Origin of the sequence: Bhargavaea sp. CC-171006 (assembly GCF_009761675.1) — a bacterium.
GTDB classification, from domain to species: domain Bacteria; phylum Bacillota; class Bacilli; order Bacillales_A; family Planococcaceae; genus Bhargavaea; species Bhargavaea changchunensis.
In genome coordinates this window covers 292,816-309,784 of the sequence record NZ_QUZH01000023.1, presented here as the reverse complement: position 1 = coordinate 309,784, position 16,969 = coordinate 292,816, and the positions used below count along the sequence as shown (strand labels likewise).

At 54.5% G+C, this 16,969-nt stretch carries 16 protein-coding genes; 15 read left to right on the top strand and 1 reads right to left on the bottom strand.

The window, feature by feature from the left end:
- Positions 1 to 39: 39 nt before the first annotated feature.
- Both DZC51_RS11235 and DZC51_RS11230 read left to right on the top strand, forming a co-directional pair.
- Complete coding sequence (locus DZC51_RS11235) at positions 40 to 804, top strand: tRNA threonylcarbamoyladenosine dehydratase (RefSeq protein WP_157295935.1); 765 nt, start codon at positions 40 to 42, stop codon at positions 802 to 804.
- Between the two features lie 512 nt (positions 805 to 1,316).
- The gene (locus tag DZC51_RS11230) at positions 1,317 to 1,757 is read left to right on the top strand and encodes a cell wall hydrolase (RefSeq protein WP_157295933.1); all 441 of its coding nucleotides are present in this window, start codon (positions 1,317 to 1,319) and stop codon (positions 1,755 to 1,757) included.
- 288 nt (positions 1,758 to 2,045) lie between these two features.
- On the opposite strand, the gene DZC51_RS11225 is transcribed toward DZC51_RS11230, so the two are convergent.
- On the bottom strand, positions 2,046 to 3,332 hold the full coding sequence (locus DZC51_RS11225) for a replication-associated recombination protein A (protein WP_157295931.1): 1,287 nt from the start codon (positions 3,330 to 3,332) through the stop codon (positions 2,046 to 2,048).
- 124 nt (positions 3,333 to 3,456) lie between these two features.
- Here DZC51_RS11225 and cymR point away from each other — a divergent pair, with 124 nt between their 5' ends.
- From cymR to greA, 13 genes are all read left to right on the top strand, one after another.
- Positions 3,457 to 3,876, top strand: coding sequence for a cysteine metabolism transcriptional regulator CymR (gene cymR / locus DZC51_RS11220; RefSeq protein WP_157295929.1), 420 nt, complete (start codon positions 3,457 to 3,459; stop codon positions 3,874 to 3,876).
- Positions 3,877 to 3,945: 69 nt separating this feature from the next.
- Positions 3,946 to 5,091: a cysteine desulfurase family protein gene (locus tag DZC51_RS11215; protein WP_157295927.1), complete on the top strand. Its 1,146-nt coding sequence runs from the start codon at positions 3,946 to 3,948 to the stop codon at positions 5,089 to 5,091.
- Between the two features lie 20 nt (positions 5,092 to 5,111).
- Positions 5,112 to 6,227, top strand: a complete 1,116-nt coding sequence (gene mnmA / locus DZC51_RS11210; protein WP_157296071.1) for a tRNA 2-thiouridine(34) synthase MnmA — start codon at positions 5,112 to 5,114, stop codon at positions 6,225 to 6,227.
- Positions 6,228 to 6,239: 12 nt separating this feature from the next.
- Positions 6,240 to 6,908: a tetratricopeptide repeat protein gene (locus tag DZC51_RS11205; protein WP_157295925.1), complete on the top strand. Its 669-nt coding sequence runs from the start codon at positions 6,240 to 6,242 to the stop codon at positions 6,906 to 6,908.
- A gap of 19 nt (positions 6,909 to 6,927) precedes the next feature.
- Positions 6,928 to 9,444, top strand: coding sequence for an SF1B family DNA helicase RecD2 (recD2, locus tag DZC51_RS11200; protein WP_157295923.1), 2,517 nt, complete (start codon positions 6,928 to 6,930; stop codon positions 9,442 to 9,444).
- 303 nt (positions 9,445 to 9,747) lie between these two features.
- Positions 9,748 to 12,381, top strand: coding sequence for an alanine--tRNA ligase (gene alaS, locus DZC51_RS11195; RefSeq protein WP_157295921.1), 2,634 nt, complete (start codon positions 9,748 to 9,750; stop codon positions 12,379 to 12,381).
- A 69-nt stretch (positions 12,382 to 12,450) separates the two neighbouring features.
- Positions 12,451 to 12,723 (top strand): IreB family regulatory phosphoprotein, encoded by a 273-nt coding sequence (locus tag DZC51_RS11190; protein ID WP_157295919.1) that lies wholly within the window; start codon positions 12,451 to 12,453, stop codon positions 12,721 to 12,723.
- A complete protein-coding gene (ruvX, locus tag DZC51_RS11185) occupies positions 12,720 to 13,139 on the top strand; it encodes a Holliday junction resolvase RuvX (RefSeq protein WP_157295917.1) in 420 nt (139 codons plus the stop codon). The genes DZC51_RS11190 and ruvX overlap by 4 nt, the downstream gene beginning before the upstream one ends.
- 10 nt (positions 13,140 to 13,149) lie before the next feature.
- Complete coding sequence (locus DZC51_RS11180) at positions 13,150 to 13,449, top strand: DUF1292 domain-containing protein (protein ID WP_157295915.1); 300 nt, start codon at positions 13,150 to 13,152, stop codon at positions 13,447 to 13,449.
- A 201-nt stretch (positions 13,450 to 13,650) separates the two neighbouring features.
- Positions 13,651 to 14,778 carry an endolytic transglycosylase MltG gene (mltG, locus tag DZC51_RS11175; protein ID WP_157295913.1) on the top strand — a complete coding sequence of 376 codons (1,128 nt, stop codon included), beginning with the start codon at positions 13,651 to 13,653 and terminating at the stop codon, positions 14,776 to 14,778.
- Positions 14,779 to 14,867: 89 nt separating this feature from the next.
- Positions 14,868 to 15,533: an O-methyltransferase gene (locus DZC51_RS11170; RefSeq protein WP_157295911.1), complete on the top strand. Its 666-nt coding sequence runs from the start codon at positions 14,868 to 14,870 to the stop codon at positions 15,531 to 15,533.
- The gene (gene udk, locus DZC51_RS11165) at positions 15,530 to 16,168 is read left to right on the top strand and encodes a uridine kinase (protein ID WP_157295909.1); all 639 of its coding nucleotides are present in this window, start codon (positions 15,530 to 15,532) and stop codon (positions 16,166 to 16,168) included. Before DZC51_RS11170 ends, udk begins: the two co-directional genes overlap by 4 nt.
- A 108-nt stretch (positions 16,169 to 16,276) precedes the next feature.
- On the top strand, positions 16,277 to 16,747 hold the full coding sequence (greA, locus tag DZC51_RS11160; RefSeq protein WP_157295907.1) for a transcription elongation factor GreA: 471 nt from the start codon (positions 16,277 to 16,279) through the stop codon (positions 16,745 to 16,747).
- Positions 16,748 to 16,969: the final 222 nt, after the last annotated feature.

Genomic DNA, 16,969 nt, shown 5'->3' with positions numbered 1-16,969 from the left:
GGAGGCTTTTATTTTCGATTGTGAAAGGAAGGAACTCCCATGCTGCACCAGTTTTCCAGAAATGAACTCTCAGTCGGCAAAGAGGGTCTGGACCGTTACAGGCAGACGACTGTCGCCATTCTCGGCGTTGGAGGAGTCGGCTCATTCGCGGCAGAAGCCTGCGCGCGGACGGGAATCGGCCGCATCATCCTGATAGACAAGGACGAAGTCGACATCACGAATGTCAACCGGCAGCTTGTCGCCTACATGTCTACGATCGGGAAGAAAAAAGCCGATATTATGAAAGATCGGATTGCGGACATCAATCCGGACTGCGATGTGATCACACTCAATATGTTCTATACAGAAGAAACAGCGGACCAGCTGTTCGATCTGAATCCTGACTATGTGATCGATGCGTCCGACACAATCGCCTATAAGATCCACCTGATCAAAGAGTGTGTGAAGCGCGGCGTGAAAGTCATCTCCTGCATGGGGGTAGCACGCAAAACCGATCCGACGCGGCTGACGATCACGGACATCTCGAAGACCCACACCGATCCCCTGGCCAAAGTCATCCGGACGACCCTGCGCAAGGAAGGTATCCGCAAAGGCGTCCCGGTCGTTTTCTCCGACGAAAGCCCGATCATCTCGAAAGAAGAAGTGAACGAGGTGGTGGGGAAGCCGGATGCCAAGATCCGCAAGGCCAAAATGCCTCCTGCATCCAATGCATTCGTCCCATCAACCGCAGGATTATTCTGCGCTTCCTGGGTACTGAATGACATCGTAAAAGACATTGAGATCAAGCGAGTGAAAGGCGAATAAAATTAAATCCTTTCCCATTCCGATTGCCTCAATAAGCTTTATGGCGGATTGAAGCGGAGGGCCCGAGACACCTGCGGGAAAAGCGTTAGCCGAAGACCCCGCAGAGCGCAGCTTCAGGAGTGCAGCTAATGCTGCTCAACGCTTTCGCTTTTGAGCGCAGACGCCAAACTGCGCATTGGCGCCGGCAACGCCCGCGGTAAGCGAGGGCCCGCAGCGGAAATCCGAAGGGTTTCAAGGAAAAGAAAAAACTGCAGACAAAGGAGCCATACACTCACTTTGTCTACAGTCTGAAATCCGTTCCCATCCGGGAACGGATTTTTCAATTTGTTATTCGGGAAGAGCAATAAATAGTTTTTTTATGTTAACCGGAAACAAGGACTGGTGAGTTGAAATACGGAATGTGAAACTGCAACATGGCCCCCGAAGTTGAAACGAGGATTGCGAAGTTGATGTAACCGCTTGACATCTTTGTAGGCTGTTTTGAATACAATTCTTGATAGAGGTGATGTAAAGTGGCGAGAGTGAAATATAGGGATAAGGACATTGATTTAATTGCACGAATGATGCGGGCAGAGGCTGAGGGTGAAGGGCAACTTGGGATGCTTATGGTTGGGAATGTCATTGTAAATCGAGCAGTAGCTGATTGTTTGGATTTTAGGGATGTAAGAACCATAGAGGATGTAATTTTTCAGGTTCAAGGTGGAAATTATTCCTTTGAAGCAGTACAAAAAGGTAATTTATTTTATAGTCCAGCAAGAGAGGTAGAAAGAAGATTGGCACGACAAGTAGTAAATTATTGGGGACAACATCCTTCTAAGTATTCTCTTTGGTATTTTAATCCGTATGCTCCGTGTCCACCTACATGGTATGGTCAACCATTTTCAGGACAATTTAAACAACATTGTTATTATGAGCCACAGGCTAATACATGCGAAAGTGTTTATTCGTACTAAAAAAGCTTGGTGAGGTTGTTACTTGTTCTTCACATTAACGAGAAGTTATATGTAGTATGATTTTTGGCCGTATTCATAATTTCTACTTATGATAGAAAAACAATTTTTGCTTCTCCTGATTTTCTTTAGTTCCGTTTGCAAAATATTTATGCCAGTGTACATACCAAACATAGATAAATCGGATACAAAGGTATTACTTCTGAGTCCGATTTGTCTTTTGTTACATATATAGTACCAATCCCTCTCCGCCATCCAATTAAAAGAAGCCGTTCCGGCCGGACGGCTTCTTTATGTTTGCTTCACAAATTGTTTCAGCTTTTTATAGATGCCGGCCATCTTTTTCTCCTTGCCGGCGATGACAGGTTCATAGAACCGCTCATCAGCCACTTTGTCGGGGAGGTACTGCTGGCTGGTCCAGCCGCCGAATTCCCCGAGCGGGGTGTCGTGGGGATACTTGTATCCGGTATGTCCGAGAGCCGCGGCGCCGGCGTAGTGCGCATCCTTGAGGTGCTGGGGAATCTCCCCTGTGTCTCCGGCATGGATCCTGGAGGCCGCCGCGTCAAATGCCCGGTATGCTGAGTTGGATTTTTCGGAGAGGCACATCTCGATGACTGCAACGCTTAGGGGAATCCGGGCCTCCGGCATGCCGAGGCGCTCAGCAGACTGTGTCGCTGCCAGCACATGTGCGCCGACCTGGGGATTGGCGAGACCGATATCCTCATAGGCCATGACGAGGAGCCTTCTGCACACGGCCGTCAGGTCACCCGATTCCAGCAGATGAGCCAAGTAGAAGACGGCCGCATCCGTGTCACTGCCGCGCACGGATTTTTGGAGGGCGGACAGGAGATTATAGAAATGGGAACCGTTCTTGTCCCCGAATACACCGGTTCGCCCGATCAGGCTCTTGATCACTGCATCTTCAACAGTTGTCGTGCCGTCTTCCTCATCAGAGGCCAGCACTGCCGATTCAAGCAGTGTCAGTGCCTTTCGGGCATCGCCGCCCGCGCCTTCAGCCAGACGGACGATCTGATCATCGGTGATCCGGATCTCCATCCGTCCGAGCCCTCGGTCTCCGTCCGAGAGCGCCCGGCGGATCAGCGCCTCGATATCCCCGGTTTCCAGACCTTTCAGCTGGAGTATTTCGCCGCATCTTGAACGGATTGCGGGGTTCACATCATGGAACGGGTTTTCGGTAGTGGCACCGATCAGGACGATCGATCCATTCTCCACATGCGGGAGAAGGGCGTCCTGCTGGAGCTTGTTGAAACGGTGGATCTCGTCGAGGAAGAGAATGACCTTTCCGGTAACCCGGGCTTCGTCAACGACCCGTTCCACATCTTTTTTGCCGGACACGGTGGCGTTCAGAGCGATGAACGGCAGGCCGCTGGTCCCCGCAATCGCATGCGCGAGGGACGTCTTGCCGACGCCGGGGCGGCCATACAGGAGCATCGATGGCACGTGACCGTTCTTGATCATCCGGTACAGAGCGGTCCCTTCACCGATGATATGCTGCTGGCCGGCGATCTCGTCGATCGTTTTCGGCCTCATCCTGTAGGCGAGCGGTTCGTTCTGCATGAAATCAGCCCTTTCTTTCGTCCATCCTTCCATTATACAGCTTATCCCGGGACTCTTCATGCGCAGGGCCGGGAATTGATGTGCTATAATGGCGGATAGAAAAGCGCAGGGTAGAGGTGTATCGATGAAAATTTCGACCAGAGGCCGCTACGGGCTCGCAATCATGATTGAGCTCGGCCGGCAATACGGGAGCGGGCCTGTTCCGCTCCGGAAAATCGCAGAAATCAATAATCTGTCCGAGGCTTACCTCGAACAGCTCGTTCCGCCGCTCCGCAACTCGGGGCTTGTGAAAAGTGTCCGGGGGGCCCATGGCGGTTATAAATTGGCCAAGCCGCCTCATCAGATCTCTGCCGGCGATGTGATCCGTGTCCTGGAAGGGCCGATCCAGCCGGTCGAGGGGATCGAAGAAGAACCGCAGCCTCAGCGTCAGCTGTGGGGACGCATCCGCGATGCGGTCAAGGACGTGCTTGACACAGTCACAATCGAGGACCTCATCAATATGAAATCTGACAGCGATGACGAAGGCTATATGTTTTATATCTGACAGACTGCCAGCTGCCGGACCGGACAATCGGCCGATGAGCCGGCAGCGCTCTGGGAAAGGATTTTGAAGATGAACGGAATTTATCTGGACCACGCCGCCACCACTCCGGTCCACCCGGAAGTGGCGAGAGTATACGCAGAACTTCTTACGAGCATGTACGGCAATGCTTCGAGTATCCATGGCGCCGGACGTGCCGCAAGAAAACTCCTGGATGACAGCCGGGCATCTGTCGCCGGCCTGATCGGCGCACGGCCGGAAGAGATCATCTTCACGGGCGGCGGTACGGAAAGCGACAATTTCGCCATCTTTGGCACAGCCGAAGCAAGAGCGGATGAAGGCCGCCATATCATCACGACCGGCATCGAGCACCATGCGGTTCTCAACGCATGCAAAAGGCTTGAAAAGCGTGGCTTTGAAGTGACATGGCTCCCGGTCGACCAAGAAGGCCGAGTGTCGCCTGATGATGTCAGAAAGGCACTTCGCGATGATACGATTCTTGTAACGATCATGGCGGCAAACAATGAAGTCGGCACGATCCAGCCGATCAGGGAGATCGGAGAAATCCTGAAGGGGCACAGCGCGACCTTCCACACCGATGCGGTTCAGGCGTTCGGAGAGATACCGGTCAATGTCGGGGAAATCGGAATTGATCTGCTCAGTGCTTCCGCGCATAAAATCAACGGCCCCAAGGGAATTGGTTTCCTTTACCAGAAAAACGGCACGAAGCTCGTGCCGCCGACAGCAGGCGGCGAACAGGAGCGGAAACGCCGCGCCGGGACCGAAAACGTGCCGGGCATCGCGGCATTTGCAAAAGCGGCAGAAATCGCTCATGAATCTCTGTCTGAACGAGACGAACGGCATGAGGTATTCAAGCAGATGATGACCGGTGCCCTTGAAGATTCCGGCATCGCATTCAGCGTGAATGCGGGTCGGGCAAAGACACTACCGAACATCCTGAATCTCAGCTTTCCGGGCACGGATATCGAATCCCTGCTCGTAAATCTGGATCTGGCGGGCGTTTATGTTTCGAGCGGCTCGGCCTGCACGGCGGGATCGATCGATCCGTCACACGTGCTCGTCTCGATGTACGGGGATGGGGCGGAGCAGTTGCGCAATTCCGTCCGCTTCAGCTTCGGTTATGGCATATCGGAAGAAGACATCCGGACCGCCGCGGAAAAGACGGCATCAGTCGTCCGGAGACTCGCCGGACAATAGAAAGGTGAACAATCATGGCAATTAATAAAAAACCAGAAGATACACGCGTCGTCGTCGGCATGTCCGGCGGCGTCGACTCCTCTGTGACCGCGCTGCTGCTGAAACAGCAGGGCTACGACGTCATCGGCATCTTCATGAAAAACTGGGACGATACCGATGAAAACGGCGTCTGCACGGCGACGGAGGACTATGAGGATGTCATCCGGGTCGCGAACCAGATCGGCATCCCCTATTACGCGGTCAATTTCGAAAAACAATACTGGGACAAAGTATTTACGTACTTCCTGGATGAATACAAAGCAGGCCGCACGCCAAACCCGGACGTGATGTGCAATAAGGAGATCAAATTCCGGGCATTCCTGGACCATGCGATGAGCCTTGGCGCCGATTACCTTGCTACAGGGCATTATGCGCGCGTGGAACACGGCGAAGACGGTTCCGTCATGCTGCGCGGCGTCGACGAAAACAAGGATCAGACGTATTTCCTCAACCAGCTGTCACAGGACCAGCTGTCGAAGGTCATGTTCCCGCTCGGCCATCTGGAAAAGTCCGAAGTCCGCAAGATCGCCCTTGAGGCAGGGCTTGCGACGGCAACGAAAAAAGACTCGACCGGCATCTGCTTTATCGGAGAACGGAACTTCAAGGAGTTCCTGTCCGGCTACCTTCCTGCCCAGCCAGGTGCGATGGAGACGATGGACGGAAAGCGCATGGGCACACATGATGGCCTTATGTATTACACCATCGGCCAGCGCCACGGTCTCGGCATCGGCGGAGCGGGCGACCCGTGGTTCGTGATCGGTAAGGATCTGAAGCGCAATGTGCTTCTTGTCGGGCAGAACTTCCACAATGACGCCCTGTATTCCGACAGCCTGAAGGCGGTCCAGGTCGGATTTACATCGGATGCGCCAAAGCCGGAATCTTTCCGGTGCACAGCGAAATTCCGTTATCGGCAGCCGGACACCGGTGTCGAAGTGAAGCTTCATGACGACGGAACCGCGACGGTGACATTCGACGAACCGGTCCGTGCGATCACACCGGGCCAGGCTGTCGTGTTTTATGACGGCGATGTGTGCCTTGGCGGCGGGACTATCGATGAAGTGTACAAAAACGGCAGCCGGCTTGATTATGTCGGCTGAGGAGTGATAAGTATGGATTATAATACTGAAGGGATCAAAGCGATCCGAAACGAAGACTATGAAGAGGCTGTGAAAGCATTCACGGAAGCGATCGATGCCAATCCCGACGATCCGATCGGCTATATCAATTTCGGGAACCTGCTTGCATCGATCGGGCGGGAGGAGGAAGCGCTGAAAGCGGAGAAATTCTTCCAGAAGGCGCTGACTCTAGATCCCGGATCCATGACGGCCATCTATGGTCTTGCCGGCCTTTACTATAACCTCGAGCGTTATGAGGAAGCGTCCAGGCTATACGAAAAGGCGATCAGGGGCGGGATTGAAGGTGCCGATGCCCCTTACATGCTGGCAAAGTCACTCGAACGCACCGGCAAGCTGAAACTGGCTCTTCCGTACATGCAGCGCGCGCGGGAACTGGCGCCCGATGATCTGCAGATCCGGCTGTCCTACGGTATTCTCCTTGCGTCGATGGAAATGTTCGGCGAGGCGATGGAAGAGTTGCAGCATGTGGCGGAACACGACCCGGAAAATGCGGACGCCCACTACAATCTCGGTGTGCTGTATGCAGTCTCCACACAGCAGCGCGAGCATGCGCTCAGCCATCTTAAGAAGGCATTCACGGTCAGTCCGGACCATATCCAGGCGCGTGAAGTCTATAACATGATCAGTCAGTCGGAACAGTAAGGCAAAGGAGGTAAACGGAATGGCCGGGCAGATGGACCTGTTTAAAGAAGATGAAAAATATCTATCCGGCCGGCCGGTTTCCACGGTCTTCCACAATCCGCAGAACCTGTTTTCAATCCTCCGTGTCAAAGTCACTGCGACCGACTCCGGATATGACGGCAAGGAGATTGTCGTGACCGGATATTTCCCTCCCCTTGAGGGGGAGGATACATATAAGTTCCAGGGAAGCCTTGTGGAGCATCCGAAATATGGAACCCAGTTCAAGGCTTCCGTGTTCACGAAAGACCTTCCGGACACCGAGACGGGGCTTGTCCATTACCTGTCGTCCGACCTGTTTCCCGGAATCGGCCAGAAAACTGCCCAGGCGGTCGTCAAGGAACTTGGAAAAGATACGATCAGTCTCATCCTGAATGACCCGTCCGCCCTCGACAGGGTGCCGAGGCTGTCAGACGAGCGGAAAGAGACGATCGTTTCCGTCCTGCAGGAGAATATGGGATTGGAAAGGATCATGATCGCGCTGAATGAATGGGGGTTCGGCCCTCAGCTCGCAATGCGGATTTACCAGACATACCGGGAGGAGACTGTCAGCGTACTGCAGACGAATCCGTACCGGCTGATCGGGGAGATCGAGGGAGTCGGCTTCCAGCGGGCGGATGAACTCGGGGCACGGCTCGGAATCACAGGAGATCACAGGGACCGGGTGAAGGCGGCAGTGCTTCACCTCCTGAACATGGCGGCACTGTCGGAAGGCCATGTGTTTACGCAAGCGGAGGCGCTCCTGCCGGAAGCCAAGAGGATGCTTGAAGCGAGCCAGCCCCACAAGATCAGTTTCGAAGCCATCACGCAGGCGATCATCGAGCTCGGTGAAGAAAGCAAGATTGTCGTCGAGCAGCAGCGCTGCTATCTGCCATCGCTTTATTTTTCCGAGATCGGCATCGCCTCGAAAGTGGTTTCGTTGCTTGAGGACGAGTCGCACAAGGATGCTTTTCCCCAGTCTGAAATCCGGAAGGCACTCGGCGGCATTGAGGAACGGCTCGGGGTCACCTACGCCAAAACCCAGGTGGAAGCGATCGAGCTTGCGCTCCATTCGTCGTTCATGATTCTGACGGGCGGGCCGGGGACTGGCAAGACGACCGTCATCAGGGGGCTTGTCGAACTGTACGCCGAGCTGCACGGGCTATCGCTCGAACCGAAGGATTATGCGAAAAAGGAAGAAGCTTTCCCGATCGTGCTCGCCGCACCGACAGGACGCGCGGCAAAGCGGATGAGCGAGTCGACCGAGCTGCCTGCGATGACCATCCACCGGCTTCTGGGCTTTAATGGAATGGAGCGGGAAGAGGAAACTGAGCGGGAACTGGACGGCAGGCTTTTCATCATCGATGAAGTGTCGATGGTCGATACGTGGCTCGCGCATCAGCTGATGAAGGCGATACCGGACGGGGCCCAGGTCATCTTCGTCGGAGACCAGGATCAGCTCCCGCCTGTTGGCCCGGGGCAGGTTCTGAAAGACCTGCTTGCCTCGAAACAGGTGCCCGCGGTCGAGCTGACCGATATTTACCGCCAGAGCAGCGGTTCATCGATCATCGAGCTCGCCCATAAGGTGAAAAAGGGCGGTGTCACAGACGATATCGGGAAAAAGACATCCGACCGGTCCTTTATCAAAGCCGGCACGCCGCAGATTCCGGAAGCGGTCGAGAAAGTGCTGAAAAGCGCCATGACGAAAGGACAGTCGATCCAGGATGTCCAGGTGCTGGCTCCGATGTACAAGGGCCCTGCCGGCATCGACAACCTCAACAAACTGATTCAGGAAATCGTCAATCCGGCAAAAGAAGGCCGGAAAGAAACCGTGTTCGGCGACATCACCTACCGGATCGGTGACAAAGTCCTGCAACTTGTCAATCAGCCCGAAAGCAATGTGTTCAACGGTGACATCGGCGAAGTGGTCGCTATCATGAAGCCGAACGAGACCGTCGACAAAAAAGAGATGATCGTGGTCTCCTTCGACGGCCTTGAAGTGAACTACGAGCGGAAAGATCTCAGCCAGCTGACATTGGCCTATTGCATTTCGATCCATAAATCTCAGGGCAGTGAATTCGGGACGGTCATCATGCCCGTCGTCCGGACCTATCGCCGGATGCTGCGCAGGAATCTTCTGTACACCGGGCTGACACGCGCGAAAAACTTCCTGATCCTCATCGGCGAACCGGATGTCTTCAGGGAAGGCATCGCCCGGGCAGATGATCTGAGCAGGAGGACGACGCTCATGGATCGTGTGACTGGTGGCGAAGCGGCTGCCGCTGAAACGGCAGAACAATCAGCGGAATCGGCGGAAAAGGAAGCGACCTCCACTGAACAGGAAGCTGAAGCGGCTTCCGCGGCCGGATCCCCGGAAACCGTAACCGCCTCGGGGCAGGAGGAGTCACCGGCCGCGGAATCTTCCGCTCCGCCGTCCCTGACCTTGTCCAACCACCAGGCCATCGATCCGATGGTCGGCATGGACGGGATGACGCCATACGACTTCATGGATGGGCGTTGACAAAATGCGCCCACTTTCACTATAATGCGGGATATAAGACAATTCGATGACGGAGAAAGTACGCACTGCGCCGGTACAGGAAGGATTCCCACGACTGAAAGGGATCCCGCAGGCAAGGATGCGGAAAGCTACTCCAGAGTGCAGCTCATCCCTGCCGTCCGCCGCGTTAAGGCATTTTGAGAGACAGCGGCGGATGCTGCTGTAATCAGGGTGGTACCGCGAACAGATCCTTCGTCCCTTTGCATAGGGGATGGAGGATTTTTTTATTGCCGTACCGCCGACACAACGAGGAGGAGAACAAGCATGAAATCATTTACTTCTGCAGAACTGAGAGCGATGTACCTGAAGTTCTTCGAGGAAAAGGGCCACTCAGTCGAACCGAGCGCCTCGCTCGTCCCGGTCGACGACGCGTCCCTGCTCTGGATCAACAGCGGTGTCGCGACACTCAAGAAATACTTTGACGGCCGCGTGGTGCCGGAAAACCCCCGCATCGTCAACGCCCAAAAGGCGATCCGTACAAATGACATCGAAAACGTCGGCAAGACGGCAAGGCACCATACGTTTTTCGAGATGCTCGGAAACTTCTCGATCGGTGATTACTTTAAGCGCGACTCGATCCACTGGGCATGGGAATTCCTGACCCATCCGGACTGGATCGGATTCGATCCCGAGAAACTGTCCGTTACGGTCCATCCGGAAGACGAGGAAGCGCTCCTGATCTGGCGTGATGAGGTCGGCGTTCCGGAAGAACGAATCATCCGTCTCGAAGGGAACTATTGGGACATCGGGGAAGGGCCATCCGGACCGAACTCCGAGATCTTCTATGATCGCGGACCTTCGTACGGCGACGATTTTTCCGATCCTGAACTCTACCCGGGCGGGGAAAACGAGCGTTATCTGGAAATCTGGAACCTGGTCTTTTCCCAGTTCAACCATAACCCGGATCACACTTATACCCCGCTGCCGAACAAGAACATTGATACCGGCATGGGGCTGGAGCGGATTGCATCCGTCGTCCAGGATGTCCCGACAAACTTTGATACCGACCTGTTCATCCCGATCATCCGCGAAATCGAACAGATTTCCGGAGCATCGTACGGCAAGGACCAGGAAAAGGACACAGCGTTCAAAGTAATTGCGGACCATACCCGCACCGTGGCCTTTGCTGTCGGCGACGGGGCATTCCCGTCCAATGAGGGCCGCGGCTATGTACTCCGGCGCCTGCTGCGGCGCGCGGTCCGTTATGCCAAACAGCTCGGAATTGACGAGCCGTTCATGTACCGCCTCGTTCCGGTTGTCGGCAGCATCATGGAAAGCTACTATCCGGAAGTCACCGAAAAAGCCGATTTCATACAGCGGGTCATCAAAAACGAGGAAGACCGGTTCCACGAAACGCTGAATGAAGGCCTGTCGATCCTGTCCGGCATCATCGGGCGGGTGAAAGAGGAAGGCGGAAGCGTCATTTCGGGCGAGGATGCATTCAGACTGTATGATACATTCGGTTTCCCTGAAGAGCTGACTGCAGAATACGCGGAAGAACAGGGTCTCGGAATTGACGAGGAAGGGTTCCGCCGGGAGATGGAAGCGCAGCGTCAGCGTGCCCGTGCAGCCCGTCAGGATATCGGCTCGATGCAGGTCCAGTCCGGCGCGCTCGGCGGCTTCCACGAGGAAAGTGAATTCATCGGCTATGACCATCTGGTTGCCGGAGCGAAGGTCATCGCAATCGTCAGCGGCGGAGAGATGGTGGAATCCGCGGAAGAGGGCGAGGAAGTGCAAGTCATCCTTGACCGCACTCCGTTCTACGCGGAGAGCGGCGGCCAGATTGCGGACCGGGGATCGATGACGGGTGATGCTTTCCGGGCCTCCGTTCAGGACGTCCGCAAAGCGCCGAACGGACAAAATCTCCACTCGGTTAAAGTGGAGGCCGGCACGATCACAAAAGGCGATACGCTCAAAGCAGAAGTGGATGCAGCACAGCGGCGCCTGACCGTGAAAAACCACACGGCGACACACCTGCTCCATCAGGCCCTCAAGGATGTCCTCGGCGGGCATGTCAACCAGGCGGGCTCCTATGTCGGTCCTGACCGCCTCCGTTTCGACTTCAGCCATTTTGGCGCGATGACGGAGGAAGAGGTCGCCAAAGTCGAACGGATCGTCAATGAACGCATCTGGGACGGCATCGGCGTAGGGACCGCATACCACCCGATCGATGAAGCAAAGAAAATGGGGGCCATGGCCCTGTTCGGAGAAAAATACGGCAATGTCGTGCGGGTCGTTTCAATCGGCGATTACTCGCTTGAGCTCTGCGGCGGCTGCCACGTCCGTGACACGTCGGAGATCGGCCTCTTCAAAATTGTATCCGAAGGCGGCATCGGGGCCGGCACAAGGAGGATTGAGGCGCTGACAGGCAAGGAAGCCTTCCTTCACATGAAGGAGGAGGAAGAACTCCTTGACGAGGCCGCTTCGATGCTCAAGGCAAATCCGAAGGACCTCCTGAAAAAGCTTGCAGCCCTGCAGGCCGACCAGAAAGAACTGAAGCGTGAGCTTGAGTCGCTTTCTGCACAAAAAGCACAGGGACAGCTCGGAGCGATCCTGGAGTCCGCCCAGGAAATCGGCGGCGTATCGGTTGTGGCCGCACGAGTCGAAGGCGCGGACGGCAACCAGCTCCGCACAATGATGGACGAGCTCAAGCAAAAGCTGGAAAGCGGAGTGATTGTACTCGGATCCGCTGAGGGCGGCAAAGTGACACTTGCTGCCGGCGTGACAAAAAACATTGCCGGCAAGGAATACCATGCCGGGAACATTGTCCGCCATGTCGCGGAAATCTGCGGAGGCAAGGGAGGCGGCCGGCCGGATATGGCGATGGCCGGCGGGAAATACCCAGCCAAACTTGATGAAGCTCTCCAATCCGTGTATGATTTAGTCAAATCCGTTTAATTGCGGATCTGTACGTTTAAAATGGGATGCGAGGTTCCTGGCATCCTGAGGGAAAGCGGGGTGCTGACCATGGATTCATTCGACAAGACGATGAAGTTCAACTTTCCGGAAGAGCCGATGGAAGATGAGGTACGGACGGTTCTGCTGAAGGTTCATACCGCGCTGAAAGAAAAGGGGTACAGCCCCATCAATCAGATCGTTGGATACCTTCTATCAGGAGACCCGGCATACATCCCGCGGCATGCCGATGCACGCAATATGATCCGGAAGCTTGAGCGGGATGAGATCATCGAGGAACTTGTGAAGTTTTATATTGCCGGAAATGACGGAGGACGTTCATGAGGGCGATGGGATTCGACGTCGGCACGAAGACGATTGGTGTCGCCGTGAGTGACGGTCTCGGCTGGACGGCCCAGGGCGTCGAGACGATCAAGATCGACGAAGAGGCAGGCGAGTTCGGCATCGGCCGGATCCGCGAATTGGCCGCGGAGTATGGTGTAACTTCATTCGTTGTCGGGTACCCAAAGAATATGAACAACACAGTGGGTCCGCGCGCGGAAGCATCCGAGCGTTTTGCAGACCTGCTGAGGGATGAATTTTCCCTTCCTGTGGAACTATATGACGAGCGCCTTACGACGATGGCGGCAGAAAAGATGCTCATCAGTGCTGATGTCAGCCGGAAAAAGCGCAAGAGCGTCATCGACAAGATGGCTGCCGTCATGATTCTGCAGGGTTGGCTGGACAGAAAAAACGGATGAGGTGATTTGAATGGAACACGGAGATGCGCACATCACGGTTGTAGATGAAGAAGGCAACGAGCAGCTTTGCGAGGTGCTGTTCACATTTGAGGCAGAGCAGTTCGGCAAATCGTATGTTCTTTACTACCCGGTAGGAGCGGAAGAAGACGAGAACGAGGAAATCGAGATCATGGCTTCCTCTTTCATACCTGGTGAAGAAGGCGAACAGGGAGAACTGAAGCCGATCGAGACCGACGAAGAGTGGGACATGATCGAAGAAATGCTCAATACGTTCCTCGCTGAAGACGAAGACGAAGAGGAAGAAGAGTAAGAGGCATGCAATAAGCCGGCCTGTGCCGGCCGGACAAGCTCCCCGAGCACCACACATTCCGTGCGGTGCGGAAACGGGGGCTTTTTCGCATGCCTTCTCCCGCATGCAAGGCACTATGGATAGCATCCATTCTGCAACTCCTTTCCTGTTGTTGTCGTTTCATGTATAATAGCCTCGGAATGCAGAGGGGGAACGCGGTTTATGAGTGACCGATCCAAAAAACAGGTCATGCTTGAACGCATGAATGAAAAAAAGAAGGAAGTGAAGACCGTCCGACGAATCGTCATGATCGTCTTCCTCGCGGCACTGCTCCTTCTGATCGTCGGGGGCGCAATCCTATATTCCTACGTGAACGGAGCGCTTAAACCGGTTGATCCGGATGCAGAGGGTACCGTTACGGTAGAGATTCCGATCGGTTCCAACCTGGATACGATCGCCCTGAAGCTCGAGGAAGCCGGCGTCATCAAAAATGACCGTATCTTTAAGTATTACGCCAAATTCAACAATGAAAGCGACTTCCAGGCAGGAACCTACGAAATGAGCCGGGCCATGACTCCGGACGAACTGCTTAAGAGCCTGAAGACGGGCAAGGTGTATAGAGAACCGGAATTCCAGTACACGATCCCTGAAGGCCTCAATCTTGCCCAGATTTCCGAAGTGATCGAGAAAAACACGGAATTCACAGCCGATGAATTCATGGAGCTTGTGACGGATGAAGCTTATATCAATGAGCTGATTTCGAAATTCCCGAATCTTCTCACCGAAGAGATCCTGGACGAACAGATCAAGTTTCCGCTGGAAGGCTATCTTTTCCCTGCAACCTACCCGGTGTTCGAAGAGAAGCCGACTCTGAAAATGCTGGTCGAGCAGATGGTCGGGGCCACAGATGAAAACATTTCGCCTTACCGGGACGCGATTGCCGAAGAGGAACGAACCATCCATCAGGTCCTGACGATGGCATCGCTCGTCGAAGAAGAGGCACGCACACCGGAAGACCGCAAGTCGATCGCCAGTGTCTTTGAAAACCGCCTCGAGGAGGGCATGCCGCTCCAGACGGACCCGACGGTAGCCTATGCTCACGGCAAGCACCTGGAACGGACGATGTACAGCGATCTTGAGATAGATGACGCCTACAACACCTATCAGAACGAGGGACTCCCTCCGGGGCCGATCTCGAATGCGGGCAGCTCATCCATCGATGCCGCACTTAACCCGTCTGATACCGATTATCTTTATTTCCTCGCGGATCCGTCCGGCGTCAACCATTTTGCGAAAACGTATGAAGAACATCTTAAGAACCGGGACAAGTTTCTGAAGAGCGGGGAATGATCAGGAGAAGGAGAGCTTCCGCTTTCCTTCTCTTTTCATGTGAATAATGCTATGATGAACGGGTATTTTTTTGGGATAAGCAGGTGTGAATGATGGAACACGAATATAGCCGATATTCGGAAAAACTGATCTCTCCCCGACCGGAGCGGATCTTGGAGATTGAACAATATGCCCGTGATCAACGGGTGCCGATCATGCAGCTGGAGGGGATGGAGGCGCTGCTCCAGATCCTCCGTGTGCAGCGGCCCGAAAGGATCCTGGAGATCGGGACGGCAATCGGATATTCCGCAATCAGGATGGCCGAGGCGCTTCCGGGTACCGAAGTGGTGACAATCGAGCGTGATCAGGCCATGCAGGAAAAGGCTGAGGAAAATATCGCCCTTTCCGCGGCTTCGGGTCGGATCCGGCTAGTCCGGGGAGATGCACTGGAGCTAGGGGACAACCTTCCGGAGGGGCCGTTCGATGCCCTGTTCATCGATGCCGCCAAAGGGCAGTACAGAAGGTTTTTTGACATTTATGAGCCGCTGCTGTCCAGCCGCGGCGTGATTTATTGTGACAACATGTTCATGCATGGCCTGGCCGCCGAAGATCCGAAGGACATCCCCAGGAAAAATCGGACGATGATCCGCAAGCTCAAGGAGTTCACGGAATGGCTGATGTCGCATCCCGGCTATGATTCGGCTCTTTTGCCGGTCGGCGACGGCCTCATGATCAGCACGAAAAAAGAAACAACCGAAGAAGGTGCAGCATTATGACGAAAAAACGGCCGCTCATCATCGGAATTGCCGGAGGCTCCGGGTCCGGCAAGACGAGCGTCACCCGTGCAATCTATGACGTCGTGAAGGAACATTCCGTCGTCGTGATTGAACATGACTATTACTACAAAGACCAGTCCGATCTGGCATTCGAAGAACGTCTCAAGACGAACTATGACCATCCGCTCGCATTTGATACGGACCTCCTCATCGAGCACATCAAGGAACTGCTTGTCGGGCGTCCGGTCAATCGCCCGGTGTATGATTATGCGCTACATACGCGCTCTGACAAGACCGTGGAGATCGAGCCAAAGGACGTCATCATCATCGAGGGGATCCTGGTGCTGGATGATGCCAGGCTGCGTGAACTGATGGACATCAAGCTCTTTGTCGATACCGATGCGGACCTCCGCATCATCCGCCGCATCCAGCGGGATATCGAAGAGCGCGGCCGTTCGATCAGTTCGGTGATCGGCCAGTATCTGTCGGTCGTCAGGCCGATGCACAACCAGTTCATCGAGCCGACAAAACGATATGCGGATCTGATCATCCCCGAAGGCGGGGAAAACAAAGTCGCAATCGATCTGATGGTGACGAAAATAAAAACAATTCTTGAATCTCCACAAAATCTGTAATATACTCTTGTCAGTTAAAACCATCACATTTCCGCTATGTCGCATTCCCGGCCACGGGGCGGCATAGTATTCTTTTTATGAAGGAAAGACGCGAAGGAGAGATTATTTATGTCCACAGAGAAAAAATTTCCAATGACACAGGCGGGAAAAGAGAAGCTCATTGAAGAACTCGACTATTTGAAAACGGTTAAACGAAAAGAAGTTGTTGAGCGCATCAAAGTCGCGCGCAGTTTCGGCGACCTGTCCGAGAACTCCGAGTACGATTCGGCCAAAGAGGACCAGGCGTTCATCGAAGGCCGCATCTCCACACTCGAATCGATGATCCGCAATGCCGAAATCATCGAAGACAACGGTGATGATGACCGCGTGCAGCTTGGCAAAACCGTGACGTTCAAGGAAGCGGACGGCGATGAGGAATCGTATACCATCGTCGGTTCGGCAGAGGCGGATCCGTTCGAAGGCCGCATCTCGAACGACTCGCCGATCGCCAGGGGACTCCTCGGCCGCACCGTCGGCGACCGTGTCAAGATCATGACGCCGGGCGGCGAGATGGATGTAGAAATCACGTCCATCAGCTGATTGCCCCTGCCGGCTTTTTGCCTCAGGCAGTTGCATAAATCAAAACGGCTGATTCAAGCAGAAGGTTCCGCAACCGCAGGCAAGCGGGGGACCTTCCGCGGAAATCAGCTTTTTTATTGCATTGATAAAAATCACTGACGGTCTGATGAACCAGCGGGACATGTTGCATAACATCCGGGATGACCAAGCATTTTTTGGAAATGAAAATTCCTCTTAATCAAA